This window comes from Pelomonas sp. Root1217, assembly GCF_001425705.1.
In the GTDB taxonomy this organism is placed as follows: domain Bacteria; phylum Pseudomonadota; class Gammaproteobacteria; order Burkholderiales; family Burkholderiaceae_C; genus Pelomonas.
In genome coordinates, this window is record NZ_LMDC01000012.1 from 476,241 (window position 1) to 495,778 (window position 19,538).

The 19,538-nt window shown below is 68.7% G+C and carries 19 protein-coding genes; 14 read left to right on the forward strand and 5 right to left on the reverse strand.

Annotated features, from left to right (window positions below; translation table 11 throughout):
* Positions 1-661: 661 nt before the first annotated feature.
* The 10 genes from ASC95_RS32485 to ASC95_RS11150 all read left to right on the forward strand — a co-directional run.
* The coding region (locus ASC95_RS32485; protein ID WP_369820605.1) for an Ig-like domain-containing protein at positions 662-1,052 on the forward strand (391 nt) is incomplete at its 3' end.
* Positions 1,053-1,586: 534 nt separating this feature from the next.
* Positions 1,587-1,976 carry a hypothetical protein gene (locus ASC95_RS11115; protein WP_157256170.1) on the forward strand — a complete coding sequence of 130 codons (390 nt, stop codon included), beginning with the start codon at positions 1,587-1,589 and terminating at the stop codon, positions 1,974-1,976.
* Between the two features lie 35 nt (positions 1,977-2,011).
* Positions 2,012-2,842, forward strand: coding sequence for a hypothetical protein (locus tag ASC95_RS11120; protein ID WP_200960124.1), 831 nt, complete (start codon positions 2,012-2,014; stop codon positions 2,840-2,842).
* Positions 2,843-2,986: 144 nt separating this feature from the next.
* A complete protein-coding gene (locus ASC95_RS11125; protein ID WP_235537892.1) occupies positions 2,987-3,550 on the forward strand; it encodes a L,D-transpeptidase in 564 nt (187 codons plus the stop codon).
* 143 nt (positions 3,551-3,693) lie between these two features.
* Positions 3,694-5,274, forward strand: coding sequence for a peptide MFS transporter (locus tag ASC95_RS11130; protein WP_200960125.1), 1,581 nt, complete (start codon positions 3,694-3,696; stop codon positions 5,272-5,274).
* Positions 5,275-5,467: 193 nt separating this feature from the next.
* A complete protein-coding gene (locus ASC95_RS32235) occupies positions 5,468-6,037 on the forward strand; it encodes an efflux RND transporter periplasmic adaptor subunit (RefSeq protein WP_255355229.1) in 570 nt (189 codons plus the stop codon).
* Complete coding sequence (locus tag ASC95_RS32240) at positions 6,034-6,696, forward strand: efflux RND transporter periplasmic adaptor subunit (RefSeq protein WP_255355230.1); 663 nt, start codon at positions 6,034-6,036, stop codon at positions 6,694-6,696. Before ASC95_RS32235 ends, ASC95_RS32240 begins: the two co-directional genes overlap by 4 nt.
* 18 nt (positions 6,697-6,714) lie before the next feature.
* On the forward strand, positions 6,715-10,002 hold the full coding sequence (locus ASC95_RS11140) for an efflux RND transporter permease subunit (RefSeq protein WP_057297772.1): 3,288 nt from the start codon (positions 6,715-6,717) through the stop codon (positions 10,000-10,002).
* Position 10,003: 1 nt separating this feature from the next.
* Positions 10,004-11,428: an efflux transporter outer membrane subunit gene (locus ASC95_RS11145; RefSeq protein WP_057297773.1), complete on the forward strand. Its 1,425-nt coding sequence runs from the start codon at positions 10,004-10,006 to the stop codon at positions 11,426-11,428.
* 43 nt (positions 11,429-11,471) lie between these two features.
* On the forward strand, positions 11,472-11,972 hold the full coding sequence (locus ASC95_RS11150) for a hypothetical protein (RefSeq protein WP_057297774.1): 501 nt from the start codon (positions 11,472-11,474) through the stop codon (positions 11,970-11,972).
* A gap of 13 nt (positions 11,973-11,985) precedes the next feature.
* Here the strand turns inward: ASC95_RS11150 and ASC95_RS11155 are convergent, their stop codons facing one another.
* Genes ASC95_RS11155 through ASC95_RS11170 form a run of 4 tightly spaced genes read right to left on the reverse strand, consistent with a single transcriptional unit; the run spans position 11,986 to position 15,543 of the window.
* Positions 11,986-12,603: a membrane integrity-associated transporter subunit PqiC gene (locus ASC95_RS11155; RefSeq protein ID WP_057297775.1), complete on the reverse strand. Its 618-nt coding sequence runs from the start codon at positions 12,601-12,603 to the stop codon at positions 11,986-11,988.
* The gene (locus tag ASC95_RS11160) at positions 12,600-13,640 is read right to left on the reverse strand and encodes an MlaD family protein (RefSeq protein WP_057297776.1); all 1,041 of its coding nucleotides are present in this window, start codon (positions 13,638-13,640) and stop codon (positions 12,600-12,602) included. Before ASC95_RS11160 ends, ASC95_RS11155 begins: the two co-directional genes overlap by 4 nt.
* Entirely contained in the window at positions 13,637-14,413 is a 777-nt protein-coding gene (locus ASC95_RS11165; protein ID WP_057297777.1) for an ABC transporter ATP-binding protein, read from the reverse strand. Before ASC95_RS11165 ends, ASC95_RS11160 begins: the two co-directional genes overlap by 4 nt.
* Positions 14,413-15,543: an ABC transporter permease gene (locus tag ASC95_RS11170; RefSeq protein WP_082567700.1), complete on the reverse strand. Its 1,131-nt coding sequence runs from the start codon at positions 15,541-15,543 to the stop codon at positions 14,413-14,415. The genes ASC95_RS11165 and ASC95_RS11170 overlap by 1 nt, the downstream gene beginning before the upstream one ends.
* Positions 15,544-15,714: 171 nt before the next feature.
* Between ASC95_RS11170 and ASC95_RS11175 the strand changes: the two genes are divergently transcribed.
* The 4 genes from ASC95_RS11175 (at position 15,715) to ASC95_RS11190 (ending at position 19,116) form a co-directional block, all read left to right on the forward strand.
* The gene (locus ASC95_RS11175; protein ID WP_057297779.1) at positions 15,715-16,014 is read left to right on the forward strand and encodes a hypothetical protein; all 300 of its coding nucleotides are present in this window, start codon (positions 15,715-15,717) and stop codon (positions 16,012-16,014) included.
* Positions 16,015-16,087: 73 nt separating this feature from the next.
* The gene (locus ASC95_RS11180; RefSeq protein WP_057297780.1) at positions 16,088-17,155 is read left to right on the forward strand and encodes a sensor histidine kinase; all 1,068 of its coding nucleotides are present in this window, start codon (positions 16,088-16,090) and stop codon (positions 17,153-17,155) included.
* Positions 17,143-17,835: a LytTR family DNA-binding domain-containing protein gene (locus ASC95_RS11185; RefSeq protein WP_057297781.1), complete on the forward strand. Its 693-nt coding sequence runs from the start codon at positions 17,143-17,145 to the stop codon at positions 17,833-17,835. Before ASC95_RS11180 ends, ASC95_RS11185 begins: the two co-directional genes overlap by 13 nt.
* A gap of 60 nt (positions 17,836-17,895) precedes the next feature.
* Positions 17,896-19,116: an acyltransferase family protein gene (locus ASC95_RS11190; RefSeq protein ID WP_057297782.1), complete on the forward strand. Its 1,221-nt coding sequence runs from the start codon at positions 17,896-17,898 to the stop codon at positions 19,114-19,116.
* On the opposite strand, the gene ASC95_RS11195 is transcribed toward ASC95_RS11190, so the two are convergent.
* Positions 19,017-19,514: a hypothetical protein gene (locus ASC95_RS11195; RefSeq protein ID WP_057297783.1), complete on the reverse strand. Its 498-nt coding sequence runs from the start codon at positions 19,512-19,514 to the stop codon at positions 19,017-19,019. The genes ASC95_RS11190 and ASC95_RS11195 overlap by 100 nt on opposite strands.
* Positions 19,515-19,538: the final 24 nt, after the last annotated feature.

Here is a 19,538-nt window from a genome sequence, read left to right on the forward strand (position 1 = left end):
GAAGACCACGCAGTCCCCGTTCCAGGCAAGCTACGACCTGAAAGGCCTGCCTCCGGGCTCCTACGTCCTCACCGTGCGGGCGACGGACAGCACCGGCGCGTTCACGGAGACAGGACGTACGGTGGTTATCGCGGAGCCGTCCACCCCACTGCCGCCGACGGAGGCGTTCTCGATACAGACGGTGCCCGCGGAACCTCTGTCGGAAACGGTCACGTTCTCACTGTCCGGATACACGCCCGGCATGCAGTTGGCCTGGTACGTTGATCAAGCCCTGATCGCCTCCGGCGCCTCCGTGTCCTGGGACTCGACGAAGGTGGCCAATGGATCGCACCTGGTCACCGCGTGGCTGGAGGTGGCAGGCAAGGTCTCTGAGATCCGACGCAGGGTAGAGGTTGCAAACTCCGAGATCTCTCTAAGTGCCGGCACCCTATCCCCAGGCTCCGGTCCCGGTTCGTCCGATAGCACATTTACTCGGTTGAACGTACGTGCCAGTTCGCCCCGCAGCATCGCAAGCGTGGCTGCCAGTCTGGACGGCAAACCTCTCGGCGTGTTGACCAGCATGAACGCCTGCACTGGCAGAACTTGCAGCGTGCCCAACGTCTATCAATTCGTCATCGAGAACAAGACGATCATTTCGGGCGAGCACGTTGCNTTGACCAGCATGAACGCCTGCACTGGCAGAACTTGCAGCGTGCCCAACGTCTATCAATTCGTCATCGAGAACAAGACGATCATTTCGGGCGAGCACGTTGCCGTCGTCACCGCGACCGACGGGGCCGGCACCACTCGCCAAATCACCGTCAACGTGCGGATTGCCAACCCACCGGTGGTCACGCTGGATACCCCGGCAGAGGGTGCCATTGTCAGCGGCACGCTACTCGTGGCCGGCAGTTTCTCGAGCGACAAGCCCGGTCCGGTGACCTTCAGCGCCAAGCTGGGCGACGTGGAGTTCCTGAAGACCACGCAGTCCCCGTTCCAGGCAAGCTACGACCTGAAAGGCCTGCCTCCGGGCTCCTACGTCCTCACCGTGCGGGCGACGGACAGCACCGGCGNAGTTTCTCGAGCGACAAGCCCGGTCCGGTGACCTTCAGCGCCAAGCTGGGCGACGTGGAGTTCTGAAGACCACGCAGTCCCCGTTCCAGGCAAGCTACGACCTGAAAGGCCTGCCTCCGGGCTCCTACGTCCTCACCGTGCGGGCGACGGACAGCACCGGCGACTCCAAGGAGATACAGCGTCAGGTGGCGGTCACGGTGTCATCCGGCGGCTAGGCCTATGTGCCGAGGCGACGGGGCTGACCCGCTGCGCGGATGCCCGACAAGTGCATTCATGCTCTGAGCACCGAGCACAGGCGTTTGCGGCCTTCATGGCATGCGCAACGGCTGACAAGGCCCTGGGCGCCGGCGAGCGACAGGGCAGCTACTCGGCGTAACCGGCCGCTACGGACTGGGGGAGCCTCCTACATGAGATGACGCTCGGCGCCGACGCCGGGCGCGAAGCGCGAGTCCTAGAGTGGACCTCAGCCGGTTGAAATGCCCGGCCCAGCCACCCGGCTCCAGGCCGGTTTCCGCTTTCAAAAGGAGTTCCCCATGTCCGCCCTCAAGACCGCCACCAGTGCACTGACCGCCGCCGTCCTCGTGACCAGCATCGGCCTGGCTTTCGCCCAGACCGAAGATCAAAAGCAGCCCACCGATCCGATGGCCGCTGCCACGGCTTCGCCGACCAGCGAACAAACCCCTGCCGATCCGAATGCGGCGCCGGCTGATCCGAACGCAGCGCAGCCTGCTGACAGCACCGCCACCATGGCCGCGCAGCAGCCGCCCGCAGACGATCCGGCCCGTGTGACGCCGCCGGTCGACAGCACCGCCGCGACGCCGAGCACCACGACGACCGACACGACGACCACGACCACGACGACCACGCCGAGCCCGTCGTACGACCAGCCGGCCACGCCCGCCCCCCGCGCCGACCGTCACTGATCGTCGTCCGCTGAGCGCAGCCTCCGTCACAGACCATGCGTTTCGGAGAACGCGCTGAACTCGTCGCCGCTGCGCGGCGGCGTGACATCCTCATCGGCCTCGGCCAGGGCGGCGTCATCGCCGCCCTGGCTCTGGCCGTGTTCTTTACCTTCTTTGGTGGCAGCTTCAAGCGCAAGCCGGCGGTGGCTTCAGCCCGCCCAGTGGCGGTCGCCAAGGCGCCCGCCTCGCCCCAGCCGGCGCATGCAGTCATCGACCGCCAGTTGGACTTCGGCAAGGTCCGCGCACCGCAGGACGTGACCCGCGTTGCGGCCTGGGCCGTGCGCGAGGCCGACAATGGCAGCAGCGCCTTCGCCATCATCGACAAGCGCCGCGCTCAGGTTTATGTCTTTGCTCCTGAGGGTCGGCTGCTCGGCACCAGCCCCGTGCTGCTCGGCTATGCCTCCGGCGACGCGACTGTGGCCGGCATCGGCAACAAGAGCATCGAGGAGATCAAGCCGCAGGAGCGCACGACGCCGGCTGGCCGCTTCGTGTCGGCCCCTGGCCGCAATGCCGACGGCAAGGAAGTCGTCTGGGTGGATTACGACGCCGCCGTGTCCATGCACCGCGTGATCAATTCCAACCCGAAGGAGCGCCGCCTGGAGCGCCTGGCCACCAAGACGGCGGCCGACAACCGCATCAGCTGGGGCTGCATCAACGTTCCCGTCGATTTCTTCGAGCGCACCGTGCTGCCCAACCTGGGCCGCAGCCGCGCCGTTGTCTACGTGCTGCCGGAAAAGAAATCCCTGACGGCATTCTTCCCCGGCGCCGCGCCGCCCCAGGTGCTGGCCCAGGCCGGCTCAAGAAGAGGTAACAACGCCAAACCGTGAAGTCCTTGTCTGTTGGTTACAAGACTGCTTTCCTAGACTGCCCGCCAAGGCAGGCGCGTTGGTTGCGCCGCCCGGGACAAGGGGCGTCGAGTGGGCAGCAGTTGGGCAGATCGGGCCAGAGCCATCGTGTGTGGCATCGCCACGGTGTGGAGTGTTCTTGCGACGGCTTCGGCCGGCGCGCAGGTCATCTCAAGGCCAGTGGCCAGTGACGCCCGGGACGGTCGTCCCTTTGCGATCGTCGACAAGCGCGAGGCAACCCTGTCGGTCTATGCCGCCGACGGCAGTCTCGTCGGCCGCGCCCCCGTGCTGCTGGGCCTGACGCCCGGCGACCAGGAGCCGCAGAGCTCGCGCGGCAAGGATCCGTCGGCACTCAAGGTCAACGAGCGTGTGACGCCGGCTGGCCGTTTCGAGGCGCAGCCCGGTCGCAACCTGAATGGCGAACGCATCATCTGGTTCAACTACGAGACCAACCTCGCCATTCACCGCCTGCGCCCGGCGCCCGCCAGCCAACATCGTCCCGAGCGCCTGGCCTCGGCCAACCTGCAGGATCGCCGCATCACGCTCGGCTGCGTTGCCGTCGACCCCGCCTTTTTCGACGAAGTCGTGCTGCCGACACTGGGCAGCGGCAAGAGCCTGGTTTACATCCTGCCGGAGCGTGAACCCGTTCTCGCCGCCGCTGCGGGTGCGCCTCACGCCGCAGCACCCTGAGGTCCGCGGCGCTCCGCCGCTTGAACCGACCCAGGGCAATCCCTGGGCCGCCCTTGCGTGGAAAACGCGCTGCTGGCGGGACAATTCCGGTTTCCGCGCGGGCTACCCGCCCAACTTTCGCGGCTTCACCTGGAATGACTGACGTGACTACCACCTCCCCCGTGGCCAACCCGGCCGCGCCCGGCCGAGCGGCGATCCCGCAAACCGGCGCAGCCATCCTCGGCCAGCCCAACCAGCTGTTCGTGCTCTTCTTCACCGAAATGTGGGAGCGCTTCTCCTACTACGGCATGCGCGGCCTGCTGGTGCTCTTCCTCATCGCCGAGGTCGCCAAGGGCGGCTGGGGCTGGAGCCGCGCCGAGGCCACGTCGCTGTACGGCTGGTACACGGGCATGGCCTATCTGCTGCCGGTGCTGGGCGGCTATTTGGCGGACCGCTACCTCGGCACGCGCCGCGCCGTGCTGTTCGGCGGCTTCGTCATCGCCGCCGGCCACATCTCGATGTTCCTGAACACGGTGCCGAGCTTCTACATCGGCCTCGGGCTGGTCGTGCTGGGCACGGGCCTGTTCAAGCCCAATGTGTCGGCCATCGTCGGCCAGCTCTACGGCCCCAAGGAAGACAACGCCCGCGACGGCGGCTACACGCTGTTCTACATGGGCGTGAACGCCGGCGCCTTCTTCGGCATCCTGCTGTGCGGCTACATCGGCGAGAAGGTGTCCTGGCACCTGGGCTTCGGCCTCGCGGGCCTGTTCATGATCCTCGGTGCGCTGCAGTTCTATTTCAGCCAGCACATCTTCGGCGACATCGGCGCGCCGCCCAAGGCTGAAGACCGCGTCAAGGCCGCTGCGGCTGCCGCGGCCGACGAAACGCCGGCTCACGTCGTGGCCGACCGCCTGAAGGCCATCTTCGTCTTCTCCTTTTTCACGATCTTCTTCTGGTTCGCCTTCGAGCAGGCTGGTGGTTCGATGACCATCTTCGCGGCCGACTACACCGACCGTGCGCTGGTGGGCACCAGCGGCTTCATCTTCAAGGTCGTCAACTCGCTAATGACCGTGCTGCCGGCAGTGATCCTGACCTGGCTGTTGTGGAGGCTCAACCGCAGCACCGGCAGCCGCTACCTGCTGGCCAACGCGATGCTGGGCCTGGCCTTCGCCGTCATCTGGGGCCTGGTGATCTGGATGCTGGCGCGCGAGTTCGCGCTGGAGCAGTCGGAGGTGCCGGCGAGCTGGTTCGGCGTGCTGAACTCTTTCTTCCTCGTCATCCTGGCGCCGATGTTCTCCAAAATGTGGGAGAAGCACTGGAACCCGGCTGGCCCGGTCAAGTTCGGCGTCGGCCTGGTGCTGCTTGGCCTGGGCTTCGCGGCCCTGGCCTATGGCTCGGCCGGCATTCCGCAGGGTGCCAAGACGGCCCAGGTCAGCATGCTGTACCTGAGCCTGGCCTATCTGCTGCACACGATGGGCGAGCTCTGCCTGTCACCCGTCGGCCTGTCCTATATCTCCAAGCTGGCGCCGGCGCGTTTGTTGGGTCTCATGTTCGGCGTCTGGTTCCTGAACACGGCCATCGCCAACAAGCTGGCCGGCGTGACGGGCTCCTACATCGACGACATCTCCAACCACTACTCGATGTCGATCTTCTTCCTGATCTTCACGGCCATCCCCATCGGTGCCGGCGTCGTGCTGATGCTACTGACCCCATGGATGAAGAAGAAGATGCACGGCGTCCACTAATAAATCATCTGCACGGGGTCATGAAACCCGTGCGTTACTGCCAAAGCCGCCCGGCCCCGCGCCCGGCGGCTTTTTTGTTCACAGTTCCGGGCTGTTGACAAGGAATGTCAGCAGGCTGGTCGGGCTTTAGGTTTTGGGGTAACGATGTCATTGCGATGTGCTTACAGTCGCCCGCTTGCATTCGGAGCCCCCCATGTCCAAGAAGAATCTGGCGCTGACCCTGTCTCCCGTTCTCATCGCCCTGCTCGCCGCCTGTGGCCAGAAGCAGGAGGGCGGCGGCGGCCCGGGGGCTCATGGCGGCCCGCCGCCCGTGTCGGTAGCACCTGCCACCCAGCGCGAAGTGCAGGAGTTCGACGAGTTCACCGCCCGCCTGGAAGCACCGGACACCGTCGACGTGCGCTCCCGCGTCGCCGGCACCGTCGACGCGGTGCGCTTCAAGGAAGGCCAGCTCGTCAAGAAGGGCGACCCGCTGTTCACCATCGACGCCCGCGCCTTCAAGGCCGACGTGGCGCGGGTGGAGGCGCAGATCGCCGCGGCCCGAACCCAGGCCGAACTCGCCAAGGCCGACCTGGCCCGCTCCGAGAAGCTGATCAGCATCAACGCGGTGAGCCAGCAGGAGATCGACCAGCTGCGCTCGGCGCTGCGCTCCGCCGAGGCCAACCAGAAGGCTGCCGAGGCGGCCCTGGTGCAGTCCAAGCTCAATGTCGAATACGCCAGCGTGACGGCGCCGGTCAGCGGCCGCACTTCGCGCGCCAATATGTGACGCCGGGCAACCTGGTCGGCGTGGGTGACCCGGTGCTGACGACGGTCGTCTCCAGCGACAAGGTCTATGCCTATTTCGACGCCAGCGAGGCAACCTACCTGAAGTACATGCGCGCTGCCCGCGACGGCAGCCGCAACTCGTCGCGCGAAACGGCCAACCCGGTACAGATGGGCCTGTCCAACGAGCAGGGCTACCCGCATACCGGCAAGATGGACTTCGTCGACAACCGGCTCAACCCGGCCACCGCCTCCATCCGCGGCCGCGCGGTGTTCGACAACAAGCAGGGCCTGTTCACGCCGGGCCTGTTCGCCCGCATCAAGCTGGTCGGCAGCGGCAACTACCAGGCCGTCGTCGTGCCCGACCGCGCGATCACGACCGACCAGACACGCAAGATCGTCCTCATCGTCGGTCCCAACAACATCGTGCAGCCCCGCCCCGTCACGCCGGGCGCACTGATCGACGGCATGCGTGTCGTCGACGACGTCAAGGCCGGCGAGATGGTCATCGTCGACGGGCTGCTGCGGGCCTTTCCCGGCGCGCCGGTCACGCCGCAGGTGCTGAAGGTCGACGACAAGGGCATGCCCATCGCCGCGCCGCCGGGCGCACCGGGCGCTGCCCCGGCTCCCGCCTCCGCTCCGGCCTCCGCCGCCTCGAAGTAAACAAAGGCGGCCCCTGCCATGGACATCTCACGCTTCTTCATCGACCGGCCGCGTTTTGCGACCGTCCTGTCCCTCTTCATCTTTCTGATCGGCGCGCTGGCCATCCCGCTGCTGCCGATTTCCGAGTACCCCGAGGTCGCGCCGCCCCAGGTCGTCGTGCGCGCCCAGTACCCCGGCGCCAACCCGCGCGTCATCGCCGAGACGGTGGCCACGCCGCTCGAGGAACAGATCAACGGCCTCGAGAACGTCCTCTACTTCGACAGCCAGGCCACCGGCGACGGCGGCATGACGCTGACGGTCACCTTCAAGATCGGCACCCACCCGGAAGCCGCCGAGACTGCGGTGCAGAACCGCATCAACCGCGCGCTGCCGCGGCTGCCCGACATCGTGCGCCAGATCGGCGTGACGACCGAGAAGGCTGCATCCAACCTGACCATGGTGGTCCACCTGGTCAGCCCGGACAACTCGCGCGACGCCCTCTACCTGCGCAACTACGGCACGCTCAACGTGCGCGACGACCTGCTGCGCGTGCCCGGCATGGGCTCGGTGCTGAGCTTCGGCGCCGGCGACTACGCCATGCGCATATGGCTGGACCCGCAAAAGCTCGCCGCCCGCAACATGACGGCCAGTGATGTCGTCGGCGCCATCCGCGAGCAGAACACGCAGGTGGCGGCCGGTGTGGTCGGCGCCTCGCCGTCGCCCAAGGGCACGGACTTCCAGCTCGCCATCAACGCGCAGGGCCGCCTCGTCAGCGAGGAAGAGTTCGGCGACGTCGTCGTGCGCAGCGAGCCCAAGACCGGTGCCCTGGTGCGCGTGAAGGACGTCGGCCGCGTCGAGATCAGCGCCAACACCTATGCGCTGCGCAGCCTGCTGAACAACAAGGAAGCCGCCGCCATCGCCATCTTCCAGGCGCCGGGCTCCAACGCGCTGGCCATCTCGGACAACGTGCGCAAGACCATGGAGAGGCTCAAGCCCAGCTTCCCCAAGGGCGTGGACTACGCCATCGTCTACGACCCGACGCGCTTCGTGCAGACCTCCATCGAGAAGGTCGTGCACACGCTGTTCGAGGCCGTCGGCCTGGTGGTGCTGGTCGTCATCATCTTCCTGCAGACTTGGCGCGCCTCCATCATTCCGCTGGTGGCCGTGCCGGTGTCCATCATCGGCACCTTCGCCGTGCTGCTGCTGCTGGGCTTCTCCATCAACACGCTCACACTCTTCGGCCTCGTGCTGGCCATCGGTATCGTGGTGGACGACGCCATCGTCGTGGTCGAGAACGTCGAGCGCAACATCCAGGATGGTCTGACGCCGCATGCGGCGACCGTCAAGGCCATGCAGGAGGTCTCGGGCCCCATCATCGCCATCGCGCTGGTGCTGTGCGCGGTGTTCATCCCGCTGACGCTGGTGCCCGGCCTGTCAGGCCAGTTCTACAAGCAGTTCGCCGTCACCATCGCCATCTCGACGGTGATCTCGGCCTTCAACTCGCTGACCTTGTCGCCGGCCCTGGCCGCCATCCTGCTGCGACCGCATGACGCGCCCAAGGACGCGCTGATGCGCGGCATGGACAAGGTGTTCGGTCGCTTCTTCAACTGGTTCAACCGCTTCTTCCACCGCCGCTCGGAAGACTACGGCCGCGGCGTCACCGGCATCCTCAAGCGCAAGTCGCTGGCGCTGATCGTCTATGCGCTGCTGCTCGGCGCCACGGCCCTGCTGCTGGCACGTATCCCCAGCGGCTTTGTGCCCGCGCCGGACAAGCAGTACCTGATCGGCATTGCCCAGCTGCCGGCCGGCGCCAGCCTGGACCGCACCGAGGAAGTCATCCGCCGCATGAGCGAGATCGCGCTGAAGGTGCCCGGCATCAAGGACTCGGTGGCCTTCCCTGGCCTGTCCAGTGCCGGCTTCTCGGCCGCGCCCAACGAGGGCATCGTCTTCTTCGGCCTGGAGGGCTTTGACGAGCGCACCTCGCGCGAGAAGAGCAAGGAGGCCATCCTCGGCCAGGTCAATGGTGCCATCCAGCAGATCCAGGGCGCGCGCATGTTCGTCGTGCCGCCGCCGCCGGTCGACGGCCTGGGCATCGCCGGCGGTTTCAAGGTGCAGGTGCAGGACCGCAGCAGCCAGGGCGAGCAGGCCCTGTATGGCGCCGTCTGGGGCACGCTGGGCCAGATCTATGGCAACCAGAACACGTCCATCGGCCAGCCGTATTCCAACTACGACATCAACGTGCCGCAGCTGTTCGCCAACGTCGACCGCGTCAAGGCCAAGCAGATGGGCGTGCCGCTCGCGTCCATCTACGACACGCTGCAGATCAATCTCGGCTCGCTGTACGTCAACGACTTCACCAAGTTCGGCAAGACCTACCAGGTCATCGTGCAGGCCGACGCACCCTTCCGCGCCAAGGCCGAGGACGTCGTCCAGCTCAAGACCCGCAACGGTGTGGGCGACATGGTGCCGCTGGGTTCGCTGATGAGCGTCGAGCCGACCTTCGGCCCGACGCGCGTGACGCGCTACAACGGCTTCCCGTCGGCCGACATCAACGGCGCGCCCAAGCCGGGCTTTTCCAGCGGCCAGGCCGAAGGCGAGATCGAGACGCTGCTGAAGAACCTGCCGCGCGGCTTCGGCTATGAGTTCACCGAACTCAGCTACCAGGACCGCCTGACGCGCAACGTGCACGTGCCGGTGCTCAACATCGAGATCCCGACGCTGGCCGCCGTGCTGCTGTTCTCGGTGCTGCTGGTCATCCTGGTGCTGGCCGCCCAGTACGAGAGCTGGAGCCTGCCGCTGGCCATCATCCTGATCGTGCCGATGTGCATCTTGTCTGCGTTGTTCGGCGTCTGGCTGTCGCACTTTCCGCCATTCGGGCAGGCGGGGGACCTGAACATCTTCACGCAGGTGGCTCTCGTCGTGCTCGTCGGCCTGGCGTGCAAGAACGCCATCCTGATCGTCGAGTTCGCCAAGGAGCTGGAGGAGCACGGCAAGACCATCCGCGAGGCCGTCATCGAGGCCTGCCGGCTGCGGCTGCGCCCCATCCTGATGACGTCCATTGCCTTTTGCGCTGGCGTCATCCCGCTGATCCTGGGCAGCGGTGCAGGCAGCGAGATGCGCCGTGCCATGGGCATCGCGGTGTTCGCGGGCATGCTGGGCGTGACCTTGTTCGGCATCTTCCTGACGCCGGTCTTCTACAGCCTGCTGCGTGCCGGCACCGAGAAGCGCCGTGCCCGCGCGGCCGCGGTGCGTGCCCAGATCGACGCTTCCGCGCATGCCTTCCATCCCGGCATCGACGATGCTGCACCCAAGAAGGAGGGCCACTGACATGCTCGCCCGCCTGACCCCTCTCGCCGCTGCTTCCGCTGCCGCTTGCGCCGCCGTCCTGCTGACCGGATGCGCCGCGCCCGGCCTTTCCTCCGGGCCGCAGAACCTGGCGCACGCGAGCTTCGCCCAGTTGCCTGCCATCGACGCTGGGGCCAACCCTGGCGCCGCGACCATGACCACCGCCTTTGTCGACAGCGCCCAGCTGCAGCGTGTCGTCGACGAGGTGCTGGCCAACAACCGCGACCTGCGCGCCGCCGCCGCGCGGCTGAAGCAGGCCGAGGCCTTTGCGACGGCCGCCGGTGCCCAGCGCTTGCCGACCGTGGGCCTGGGCGCGAGCGCCATCCGCCAGCGTGCGCCCAACGAGCAGGGCGTGTTCAACAACTTCACCAGCTACGGCGTCAATGCGACGGCGGGCTGGGAGGTCGACCTCTGGGGCCGCGCCGCGTCCAACGCCCGGGCCGCCAGCTATGACGCCGAAAGCGCAGCGCTCGACCGCGACGCCGCCCAGCTCAGCCTGGCCGGCACTGCGCTGAACCTGCAGACCCAGCTCATCGGCCTCGGCCACCGCCTGAATCTGGCCAAGGAGACGCTGGTCGTGCAGAACCAGCTGCTCGATCTGGTGAAGGCCCGCGTCGGCGCCGGCCGCGGCACCGCGCTGGACCAGGCCCGCGCCGAGGCGCTGGTGGCGCAGACCTCGGCCAGCGTGCCCGCGCTGCGCAATGCGGCCTGCCTCACGCGGCTGCAGCTTGACGTGCTGCGCGGCCAGCCGCCAGCCGACTGCGACAAGGCCGACAGCGACCCCCTGCCCGCCATGCCCGAGCCCCGCCTCATCAGCTTGGGGCAGCTGCCTGACCCCGCCGGGCTGCTGGCCCAACGCCCCGACGTGAAGGCCGCCGCTACGCGCGCCCAGGCCGCCGCATCACGCGCCCATGTCGCCTGGGCCGCGCGCTGGCCCAGCCTGGGATTGACCGGCCAGATCGGCTGGAGCGCCGGCAGTGCGGGTGACCTGTTCAAGAGCGGTACGCAGATCCACAGCCTGGCCGCGGCGCTGAACTGGAATTTTCTCGACTTCGGCGCGCGCAAGGCAGAGGAGAGCGCGGCTCGCGCTGGCTATGAAGCTGCTGTCGCAGGTGCCGAACAGGCCCAGTTGACGGCCCTGCAAGACGCGCAGGGCAGCCTGTCGACGCTGCGCGAGACGGAGCTGCAGGCTGCCGCCCAGGCCACCGCGGCCGACGCGACGCGCCGTGCCCGCGAGCTGGCCTTGAAGCGCTACGAAGCCGGTGTGACTGACTTCTACGCGCTGCTCAATGCTGAGCAGGAGCGGCTCGCGGCGGCAGATGCGCTGATCCAGGTGCAGACCCAGCGCGCCGCTGCCTTGCTCGGCGTGCACAAAGCCTTCGCGGCCCGCTTGACGGCGCAACCTTGAGTCGTGGATTAATGCTTGCGGGCCGCGATGCCGGGGGGGGGGCGTGCGAACGGTGATCATCGGCAACAGCGGCAGTGGCAAGACCTGGCTGGCGAAGCGCCTGGCCTCAAAGCGGGCTGCCCCTGTAGTGCATCTCGACGACATCTTCTGGCTTGAAGGCGGGTTCGATGCCAAGCGCGATCCCGCGGAAGCGGCTGCCATGATCCGAGCCCGGCGGGCCGGCACGCAATGGATCGCCGAGGGCGTTTACGGCAAGCTGGCTGAGCAGTTCCTGCTCTCGGCGCTCTCGCTGGTGTGGCTGGATATTCCTGGCGACACTTGCCAGCGCAGGCTGCGGGCCCGTGGCTCTGAGAGCAAGGCCCACATGGCCCGTGCGCAGTCCGAACAGGGACTTCGCGAGCTGATCGAGTGGGCGGGCAGCTATGGCACGCGCCAAGATTCGAGCGGGCGGGCAGCACATCGTGCGCTGTTCGAATCTTTCAACGGACAGCGTGTCAAGCTGGGTTCGGAATCTGAAGTGCTGGCCTATCTGGAGGCCGCCTGAGCCGCGGCGGCGTTCAGGACCCGGCCACGATGCGTGCCGCCAGCTGCATGACGCTGCGCCGGTAGGCGTCGGCCAGTGCATCGGCGTTGGCCGCGCACGGGACGGTCAACTCGGCGGCGCCTGCGGCGGGCAGGGCGGTATTGGCCGGCGCATGCAGCGGGGCCCAGCGCCAGCGTGCGCGCAGCGTCAACTGCAGGCCAGCGCCATCCTGGCGGGCCAGCCATTCGTCGACCTGCACGATCAGGCGCAGCGACTCGGCGTCGTTGTCGGGCTGCGGCTTGGCGCCCAACGTGACCGGGTAGGGCTGGCGCAACCGCCCCAGGTCCTCGGCCAGCACGCGTGGCAGCGCCTCACGCAGCGGCTCGGCCCAGCGCGCTTCGGGCCAGGGCCTCAAGCCCGCGCTGCCCTCGGCAACCAGGATCTCGTCACGGTCCAGCAGTTCGGGTAGCGCGATCTGCGGGCTCAGCACCCAGGCGCGGTTGTCCTGGCCAGGCTTGGCATTGGCCGGCAGTGGCGGCGTGCCGGTCAGGCCATAGAGGCGGCGCGGTGGCGTGTCGCGCGTGGCGCATCCGGCCAGGGAGGCCATGGCCAGCAGGACCAGGTCTCGGCGGTGCAGGGCAGTCGGCTTCATCGTGCGGGCTCCGGTGCTGGCGTGGTGTCGGGCTTGCGGCCGCGCAGCAGCGCCTCGGGTTGCGCGTCCAGCGTGTTGGCGAGCTGGCGCAAGGCCCGCGCCGCTTGCGACAAATCGCGCATCGTGCGCTCGGTCTGCTGCAGCAAGGGGCCGTCGCTGCTCGCTGCCTCCTGCAGCGAGGCGCTGGCGCGGCTCAGCTCAGCCAGCGCCCGCTGCAGGTCCCGCATGACCGGGCCGTTCGGGTCGAGCACGGCACTGGCCTTGTCGGCGCCGACGCCCACCTTGTCGGCCGCGCCGGACACCTTGTCGCCAGCTCTATCCACACTGGCCATGGCGCGTTCGGCGCCGCGCGTCAGCGGTGCGACGCGCTGCTCCAGCTGGGCCGCCAGCTTGCGCGCGTGGCCTGCGGTCGCCGCGAAGTCCTTCAGGCCCTGCTTCAGCTCGGGCGCTGCGATCAGCGAGCGAGCGGAGTTGGCGATCTGGCTCAGGTCATCGAGGACCTTGCGCAGGTCCACGCTCTCGAGCTGGTTCTTCAGCGCCTGGAAGGCGGTCGCGACGGTCGGAATCTCCGTCATGTCGCCGCGAAAGCCCCCGCGCAGCGTGCCCCGCTGCTTGGTGCGGATATCCAGGTCGATGTAGAGCTGGCCGGTCAGCAGGCTCTGCGTGCCGAGCTGGGCGCTCAGGCCGCGCCTGATGAGGGCGGGCAAGGCATGGCCGATGTCATCACTGTCGTTGCGGCCGTTCAGGCCGCGCACGGCGTCGTCATCCAGCTGCGCAACGACGGGGATGGCGAAGCTGTCGGTTTCCCTGTCGTAGTGCACGCTGATGTCGGTCACGTCGCCGATGCGTACGCCGCGGAACACCACCGGCGCGCCCTTCTGCAGCCCGAACACCGAGCCGGAGAAGAACATCACGACGCGCTGCGGCTGCTTGAACCAGTGCTGGCCGGGCAGCGCGATGAGGGCCATGGCGAACAAGGCCAGCGCACCGACGACGAAGGCGCCGATGGCCAGGGGGCTGGCGCGGCGGCGCTTCACGCGGCTTCCTTGTGCGGTTGGTACTGGCCACGGGTCAGGAACTCGCGCACCGCGTCCGGCCCGTGGTCGCGCAGCTCTGCCGGCGGCCCCAGTGCCGTCGCGGTATGCGCGTCGACGTCGAGAAATAGCACGCGGTCAGCCACGGCAAACAGGCTTTCCAGCTCGTGCGTGACGAGCACGACGGCCGAGCCGACGTCGTTCTTCAACCGCTTGATGAGGTCGTCCAGCCGCGCCGAGGTCAGCGGGTCCAGGCCGGCCGAGGGCTCGTCCAGGCACAGCAGCGGCGGGTCCAGCATCAGCGCGCGGGCGATGGCCGCGCGCTTTCGCATGCCACCGGACAGCGCGGCCGGTTCGGCGTCGAAGGTGGCGGGGTCGTTCAAACCCGCCAAGGCGAGCTTGAAGCGGGCCTGGCGCTCGCGCTCGGCCTCGTCCAGCTCGGTGTACAGCTCCAGCGGCAGCATCATGTTTTCGCCGACGGTCATGCTGCTCCACAGCGCGCCAGCCTGGAAGGCCACGCCGATCTCGTGCCGCGGCGGATCGTCGCCGTGCACATCGCGTTCCTTGCCGTCGGCCGTCCACAGCACGCGGCCGGTCTGCGGCGTCTGCAGCCCGATCATGTGGCGCAGCAGCGTGCTTTTGCCGCAGCCGCTGGCGCCGACGATGGCCAGCACTTCGCCAGCCTTGACCTCGAAGTTCAGGTCGTGCTGCAGCTCCTTGCCGCCGGCGTGCAGGCTGAGGTTCTCGATCTTCATCAGCACCTCGCCCGCGTCCATCACACGCCCAGTCGCTGAAAGATCACCGTGAGCGCCGACGCAGCGATCACCATCCAGACAATGGCTTGCACGACCGCTGCCGTCGTCGCCTCGCCCACCGCCTGGGCGCTGCGGCCGGCATTCAGCCCCTGGCGGCAGCCGGCCAGTGCCACCAGCACCGCGTACACGCTGCCCTTGAGCAGGCCGACAAACAGGTCCCAGCCCTCCAGAGCCTCGCGCGTCGTCGCCAGATAGGCGGCGGCCGGCACGTCGTAGAGCACGACGGCCACACCGCAACCCACGGCCAGGCCGGCGGCGCCTGCGCACAGCGTCAGCAGCGGGCCGGTGACGAGCAAGGCGAGCATGCGCGGCAGCACCAAGTGCTCGACCGGGTCCACGCCCAGCGTCGTCAGCGCGTCGATCTCCTCGCCTGCGCGCATGCTGCCGATCTGCGCCGCGAAGGCCGCGCCCACGCGCCCAGCCAGCACAATGCCGACCACCAGCGCTGCGATCTCGCGCACGACGCCGATGGTGACGAGGTTGGCGATGAAGCTCTGCGCGCCGAAGCGCTGCAGCTGCTCGGCGCCCATGTAGGCCACGATCAGCCCCACCAGCGAACTGACCAGCAGCACGATGGGCAGGCTGCGCGGGCCGGTCTGCTCGATCTGCCACAGCCAGTCGCTCATGCGCATCGCGCTCTTGCCCCGCGCCAGCCGGCCGACGGCGCCCAGCATGTCGCCGATGAAGACCAGGGTCTTGCGCCACTCGGGCTCGGGCGCCGCTTCGTCGCCACCCGCCCGCGCCGGCTTGTCATCGGCATGGCTCGGCAGGCTCAGCGACAGCAGCGGTTGCAGGCCGCGCGGCAGGCCGGTCAGGTCCAGCGCCACGCCGCCGCGCGCCAACGGTGCCAGCCGCTGCCACAGTGCCCCCGCCAGCGGCGGTTGCCAATGCGAGAGCGCCGTGCTGTCGAAACCCAGTTGCGTGCCTTCGGCCACCGGCAGCTCGCCAGGCGGCCGCGGCAGTTCGGCATGGGCAGCCGACCAGTCACCCGCCAGTACCAGTCGCCATTGGCTGCCCGTGCCTTCCCAACGCGCGTCGCCCGCGGCCGCAGGACGGCCGGTTGTCAAAGGAGCTGGCAGGACATGTGACATGGCCAACCATGCTCTGTTGCGGCGCCGGCATCGTGTCCCGGACGCTGGCGCCGCAATCTGTAGGACGGGATGCTGTCGGCGCCTGCCGACAGGCTGACGCGCCTGCGGACGACCACGCCACGGCGACGCAGGGACGACAGTGGTTAATCTCATTGATCCGCGGAGTGCGCCATGAAGCCCAATCCCCAGCCCGACGGCCCTGACGCCAGCCTCCCGAGTGACCGCCCGCGCACCCAGGGTGACGCTTCACGGCCCCAGGGGCCCTCCCTGCCGCATGACCGCGACCAGCAGGCCGCGGCGACCAACCCGGCGCCCGATCCGCACATCGACCGCGCGGCGCGGGATCTGAAGCAGGGCCAGGTGGACACCGACCTCCGGGCGACACCCGGGTTGGACGCCGAGCGCCGGGGCGGCATGGTGAAGGGCGGGGAGCAGGGGGCTGGCGAGCAGAACCCGCGCAGCCGTCGCTGAAGCCGGGGCGACTCGCCGCCCTGGTGGGGCGAACCGCTGCGGCGCCGCCTGCGTCGCAGGCTAACCTCGCGGCATGCCCCTTCTGCCGCGCCGTTGGCGCCTGCCCTATTTCGCCGTGCTGGCCGTCATCGGCCTGCTGCTGAGTGTCTCCGCGCTGCAGGCCTACCGCGTCTCGGGCGGCACCCGCCCCTGGGAACCTTTCCTTTGGGAATTCAGTTCGATCAGCGTCATCGGCGTGCTGGTCCTGGGCGTGCATGCCCTCGTCGGCTGGTTGCGGGGGCGGCCCTGGCCGCGCCAGCTGGCAGCGCATGCGATGGCACTGCCGGCGTTCAGCCTGCTGCACATCGCCGGCATGTTCGGCCTGCGCTTCGCGGTCTATGGCCTCGCCGGCGTGGGCTACCACCCCGACGACCTGGCGACGGTGCTGATCTTTGAAGGCGGCAAGGACGCGGTCAGCTATCTCAGCTTCTGCCTCATCTCACGCGGCGTCTGGATGGCCCAGGCCGCTGCGGCGCGCGCGCAGGAGCTGGACCGCGCTCGCCGCGAGCTGGCTGAGGTGCGCCTGGCGCGGCTGGCCGACCAGGTGCAACCCCACTTCCTGTTCAACACGCTGAACCTCATCAGTTCGGTCATGTACGAGGACGTGCCCCGCGCCGACCGCCTGCTCTGCCAGCTGGCCGACCTGCTGCGCCAGACGCTGGCGGCCCAGCAGCGCGCCGAGCACACGGTGGGCGAGGAGCTGGCGCTGGTGCAGCCCTTCCTGGCGCTGATGCAGGCGCGCTTCGGGCCGGAGCGGCTGGTCGTGCACATCGAGGCGGACGCGGCCGCCCGCGATTGCCGACTGCCGGCCCTGCTGCTGCTGGCGCCGGTGGAGAACGCGGTCAAGCATGACGTCGCGCGCCATCGCGGGCGGGTCACCGTAAGCGTCGTTGCCCAACGCAGCGGCGAGCGCCTGCATCTGCGGGTCAGCAACCACGGCGACACCCCGGTGCCCGAGTCGCCGTCGGACCCTGACGGCGGCCTGGGGCTGCGCAATCTGCGTGAACGTCTGGCCGCGCGCCATGGCGACGCCGCGCGCGTCGCCTTCGGCCCCGATGGTGCCGGCATGGCGCTGGACGTGGAGCTGCCATGCGGGTGCTGATCGTCGACGACGAGCCCGCCGCGCGCGCCAAGCTGCGCCGCCTGCTCGCCGCCGAGGCCGATGTGGCCGAGCTGCTCGAGGCGCCCGACGCGCCGGCGGCCTTGGCCCTGGTCGCCACCCTCGCCGCGCCGCCCGATCTGGCCCTGCTCGACATCGAGATGCCCGGCGGCAACGGCGTGCAGCTGGCCGCGGCGCTGCGCGAGGCCGGTGTGCGCTGCATCGTCTTCTCGACCGCGCACGCCGAGCACGCACTGCAGGCCTTCGAACTGGCAGCGCTGGACTACCTGCTCAAGCCTTACACGGCCGAGCGCCTGGTTGCCGCGCTGGCACGCGTGCGCGAGCGTCTTGCGCAGCCCGCGGCGCCGGTGGGCGAATGGTGGGTGGAAGGGGAGCGCGTCCAGCTGGCTGATGTGCAGTGGTTGTCGGCCGCCGACAACTACATCGAGCTGCACCTGCCGTCGCGCAGCATGCTGGAGCGGGCCACGTTGGCCGATGCCTTGCAGCGGCCTGGCTGGGCGGCGCGCTTCCTGCGCGTGCACCGCAGCCACGCGGTCAACCCCGCCCATGTGCAGCGCATCGAGCGCCTGGGCAGCGGCGAGGCCGTGTTGACGCTGAGTTGCGGCGAGACGCTGCGCGTGTCGCGCGGCTATCGCGCGGCGCTGGACACTTTCACCCCGTAAACCTCACCACTCGCCCCAGTCCGCTCGCGCGCCGGGCGCCAGGCCGCGAAGCTGGCGACCATGAACACGAACCGCCTCCCCTTCCTCGACGGCCTGCGCGTTGCCGCCTTCGCGCTGCTGATCCCGTATCACGTCGGCATGTATTACGTGACGTGGGACTGGCATGTAAAAAGCCCGGCGGCCAGCAGCGCCCTGGAGCCCTTCATGCAGCTGAGTTCGCCCTGGCGCCTGGGCCTGCTGTTCCTGATCGCCGGCGCGGCCTGCCAGGGACTGTTCGCCAAACGCGGGGCGCTCGGCACGCTGAAGGAACGCTCGCTGCGGCTGCTGCTGCCACTGATCTTCGGCATGGCCGTCATCGTCACGCCGCAGGCCTATTTCGAGGTGCTGACCAAGGTGCCGGCGCAGTTGCTGGGCGATGGCGGCTATCTCGACTTCTGGCAGGCCTACCTGAAGGGCGGCAAGTACTGTCGCGGCCAGGACTGCATGGACGTGCCGACCTGGAACCATCTGTGGTTCCTGCCCTATCTGTGGGTGTATGCGGTGCTGGGCGCGCTGCTGGCCCGATTCATCCGCCTGCGCGGGGAACTGCGGCTGCCGGCCTGGGCCTGGCTGCTGCTGCCCGCCTTGCCGCTGGCGCTGATGCGCGTCTACATCAAGCCGCTGTTCCCGATCGAGCATGACCTGGTGCACGACCTCTACAACCACCTGCAGTACGGCTGGCTGTTCGCCATCGGCTGGGCCAGCCGCACGCCGCTGGCGGCCGGCTTCTGGGCGGCGGCGTTGCGGCTGCGCTGGGTGGCGCTGGGCGTGTCGCTGGCCGGTTGGGCGGTGTTGATGGTCTATGCCCAGCAGTACGCCAGCAGCGAGCCGCCCGCGGCACTCATCGCCGCCGCCCGTACGCTGCGCGGCTCGCTGACCTGGTTCGCCATCGTCGCGGCCTGCGGCTGGGCCCAGCGCGCCTTCACCCGGGAGTCGCCGCTGCTGCGCGAGGCGAGCAAGGCCGTGTTCTGCCTCTACATCCTTCACCAGAGCGTCATCGTCGTGCTCAGCCAGGCGCTCAAGCCCCTGGCCCTGCCCTGGGGGCTGGAGGCGGTGCTGCTGATCGCGCTGACGTTCGCCCTCAGCGGCGGCGCCTATCTCGTGCTGCGCCGGGTGCCGGGCCTGGCCCTGCTGGTGGGAATTCAGCGCACGCCGCGCAAGGCGACGCCGTCCACGCCGCGCGTGATGGGGCAGTTGACGACGATGCCCGTCACGTCGAGCTCGACGTCGCCCGAGGCCTGAGCGTCCAGCACCGCCTCCTCGGAGCGCAATTCATGCGATGGCTTGCCGGGCTTCCAGCGCACCAGCACCAGTCGCCACAGCGGGCTGTAATTCGGGTCTGGCTGGGCCGCTCCCACGGCGGCGGGGCCGGAGGCGAAGACGCTGATCTGCGCGCCGTCGGCGAACTTGTAGACGCGCTCGGTCAGGGAAGCCGAGCCCGTGCCGACTGCACCGGCCAGGCGCGGCACGTGGTTGACGCCTGCCTGCGCAGCCATCGCGCCATCGGAGATGTCGGTCGTCACGTATTCGACGCGCTTGCCGTCAACCCAGGCGTCTTGACCCGGCAGCGTGATGCCGGTTGGCGCGGCGCAGGCGGACAGCAGCAGGGCGGGAAACAATGACCAGAGGAGGTTGTTCATGACGCGACAGTCGATGCGGGCCGT

Bases quoted from the DNA above. Each gene is read 5' to 3' on its own strand.
- ASC95_RS11140 (WP_057297772.1), top strand. From the start codon at position 6,715: ATGGACATCTCACGCTTCTTCATCGACCGGCCGCGTTTTGCGACCGTC.
- ASC95_RS11145 (WP_057297773.1), top strand. From the start codon at position 10,004: ATGCTCGCCCGCCTGACCCCTCTCGCCGCTGCTTCCGCTGCCGCTTGC.
- ASC95_RS11195 (WP_057297783.1), bottom strand. From the start codon at position 19,514: ATGAACAACCTCCTCTGGTCATTGTTTCCCGCCCTGCTGCTGTCCGCC.
- ASC95_RS11155 (WP_057297775.1), bottom strand. From the start codon at position 12,603: ATGAAGCCGACTGCCCTGCACCGCCGAGACCTGGTCCTGCTGGCCATG.
- ASC95_RS11170 (WP_082567700.1), bottom strand. From the start codon at position 15,543: ATGTCACATGTCCTGCCAGCTCCTTTGACAACCGGCCGTCCTGCGGCC.
- ASC95_RS11120 (WP_200960124.1), top strand. From the start codon at position 2,012: ATGCGTTTCGGAGAACGCGCTGAACTCGTCGCCGCTGCGCGGCGGCGT.
- ASC95_RS11190 (WP_057297782.1), top strand. From the start codon at position 17,896: ATGAACACGAACCGCCTCCCCTTCCTCGACGGCCTGCGCGTTGCCGCC.
- ASC95_RS32235 (WP_255355229.1), top strand. From the start codon at position 5,468: ATGTCCAAGAAGAATCTGGCGCTGACCCTGTCTCCCGTTCTCATCGCC.
- ASC95_RS11185 (WP_057297781.1), top strand. From the start codon at position 17,143: ATGCGGGTGCTGATCGTCGACGACGAGCCCGCCGCGCGCGCCAAGCTG.
- ASC95_RS11175 (WP_057297779.1), top strand. From the start codon at position 15,715: ATGAAGCCCAATCCCCAGCCCGACGGCCCTGACGCCAGCCTCCCGAGT.
- ASC95_RS11165 (WP_057297777.1), bottom strand. From the start codon at position 14,413: ATGGACGCGGGCGAGGTGCTGATGAAGATCGAGAACCTCAGCCTGCAC.
- ASC95_RS11115 (WP_157256170.1), top strand. From the start codon at position 1,587: ATGTCCGCCCTCAAGACCGCCACCAGTGCACTGACCGCCGCCGTCCTC.
- ASC95_RS11180 (WP_057297780.1), top strand. From the start codon at position 16,088: ATGCCCCTTCTGCCGCGCCGTTGGCGCCTGCCCTATTTCGCCGTGCTG.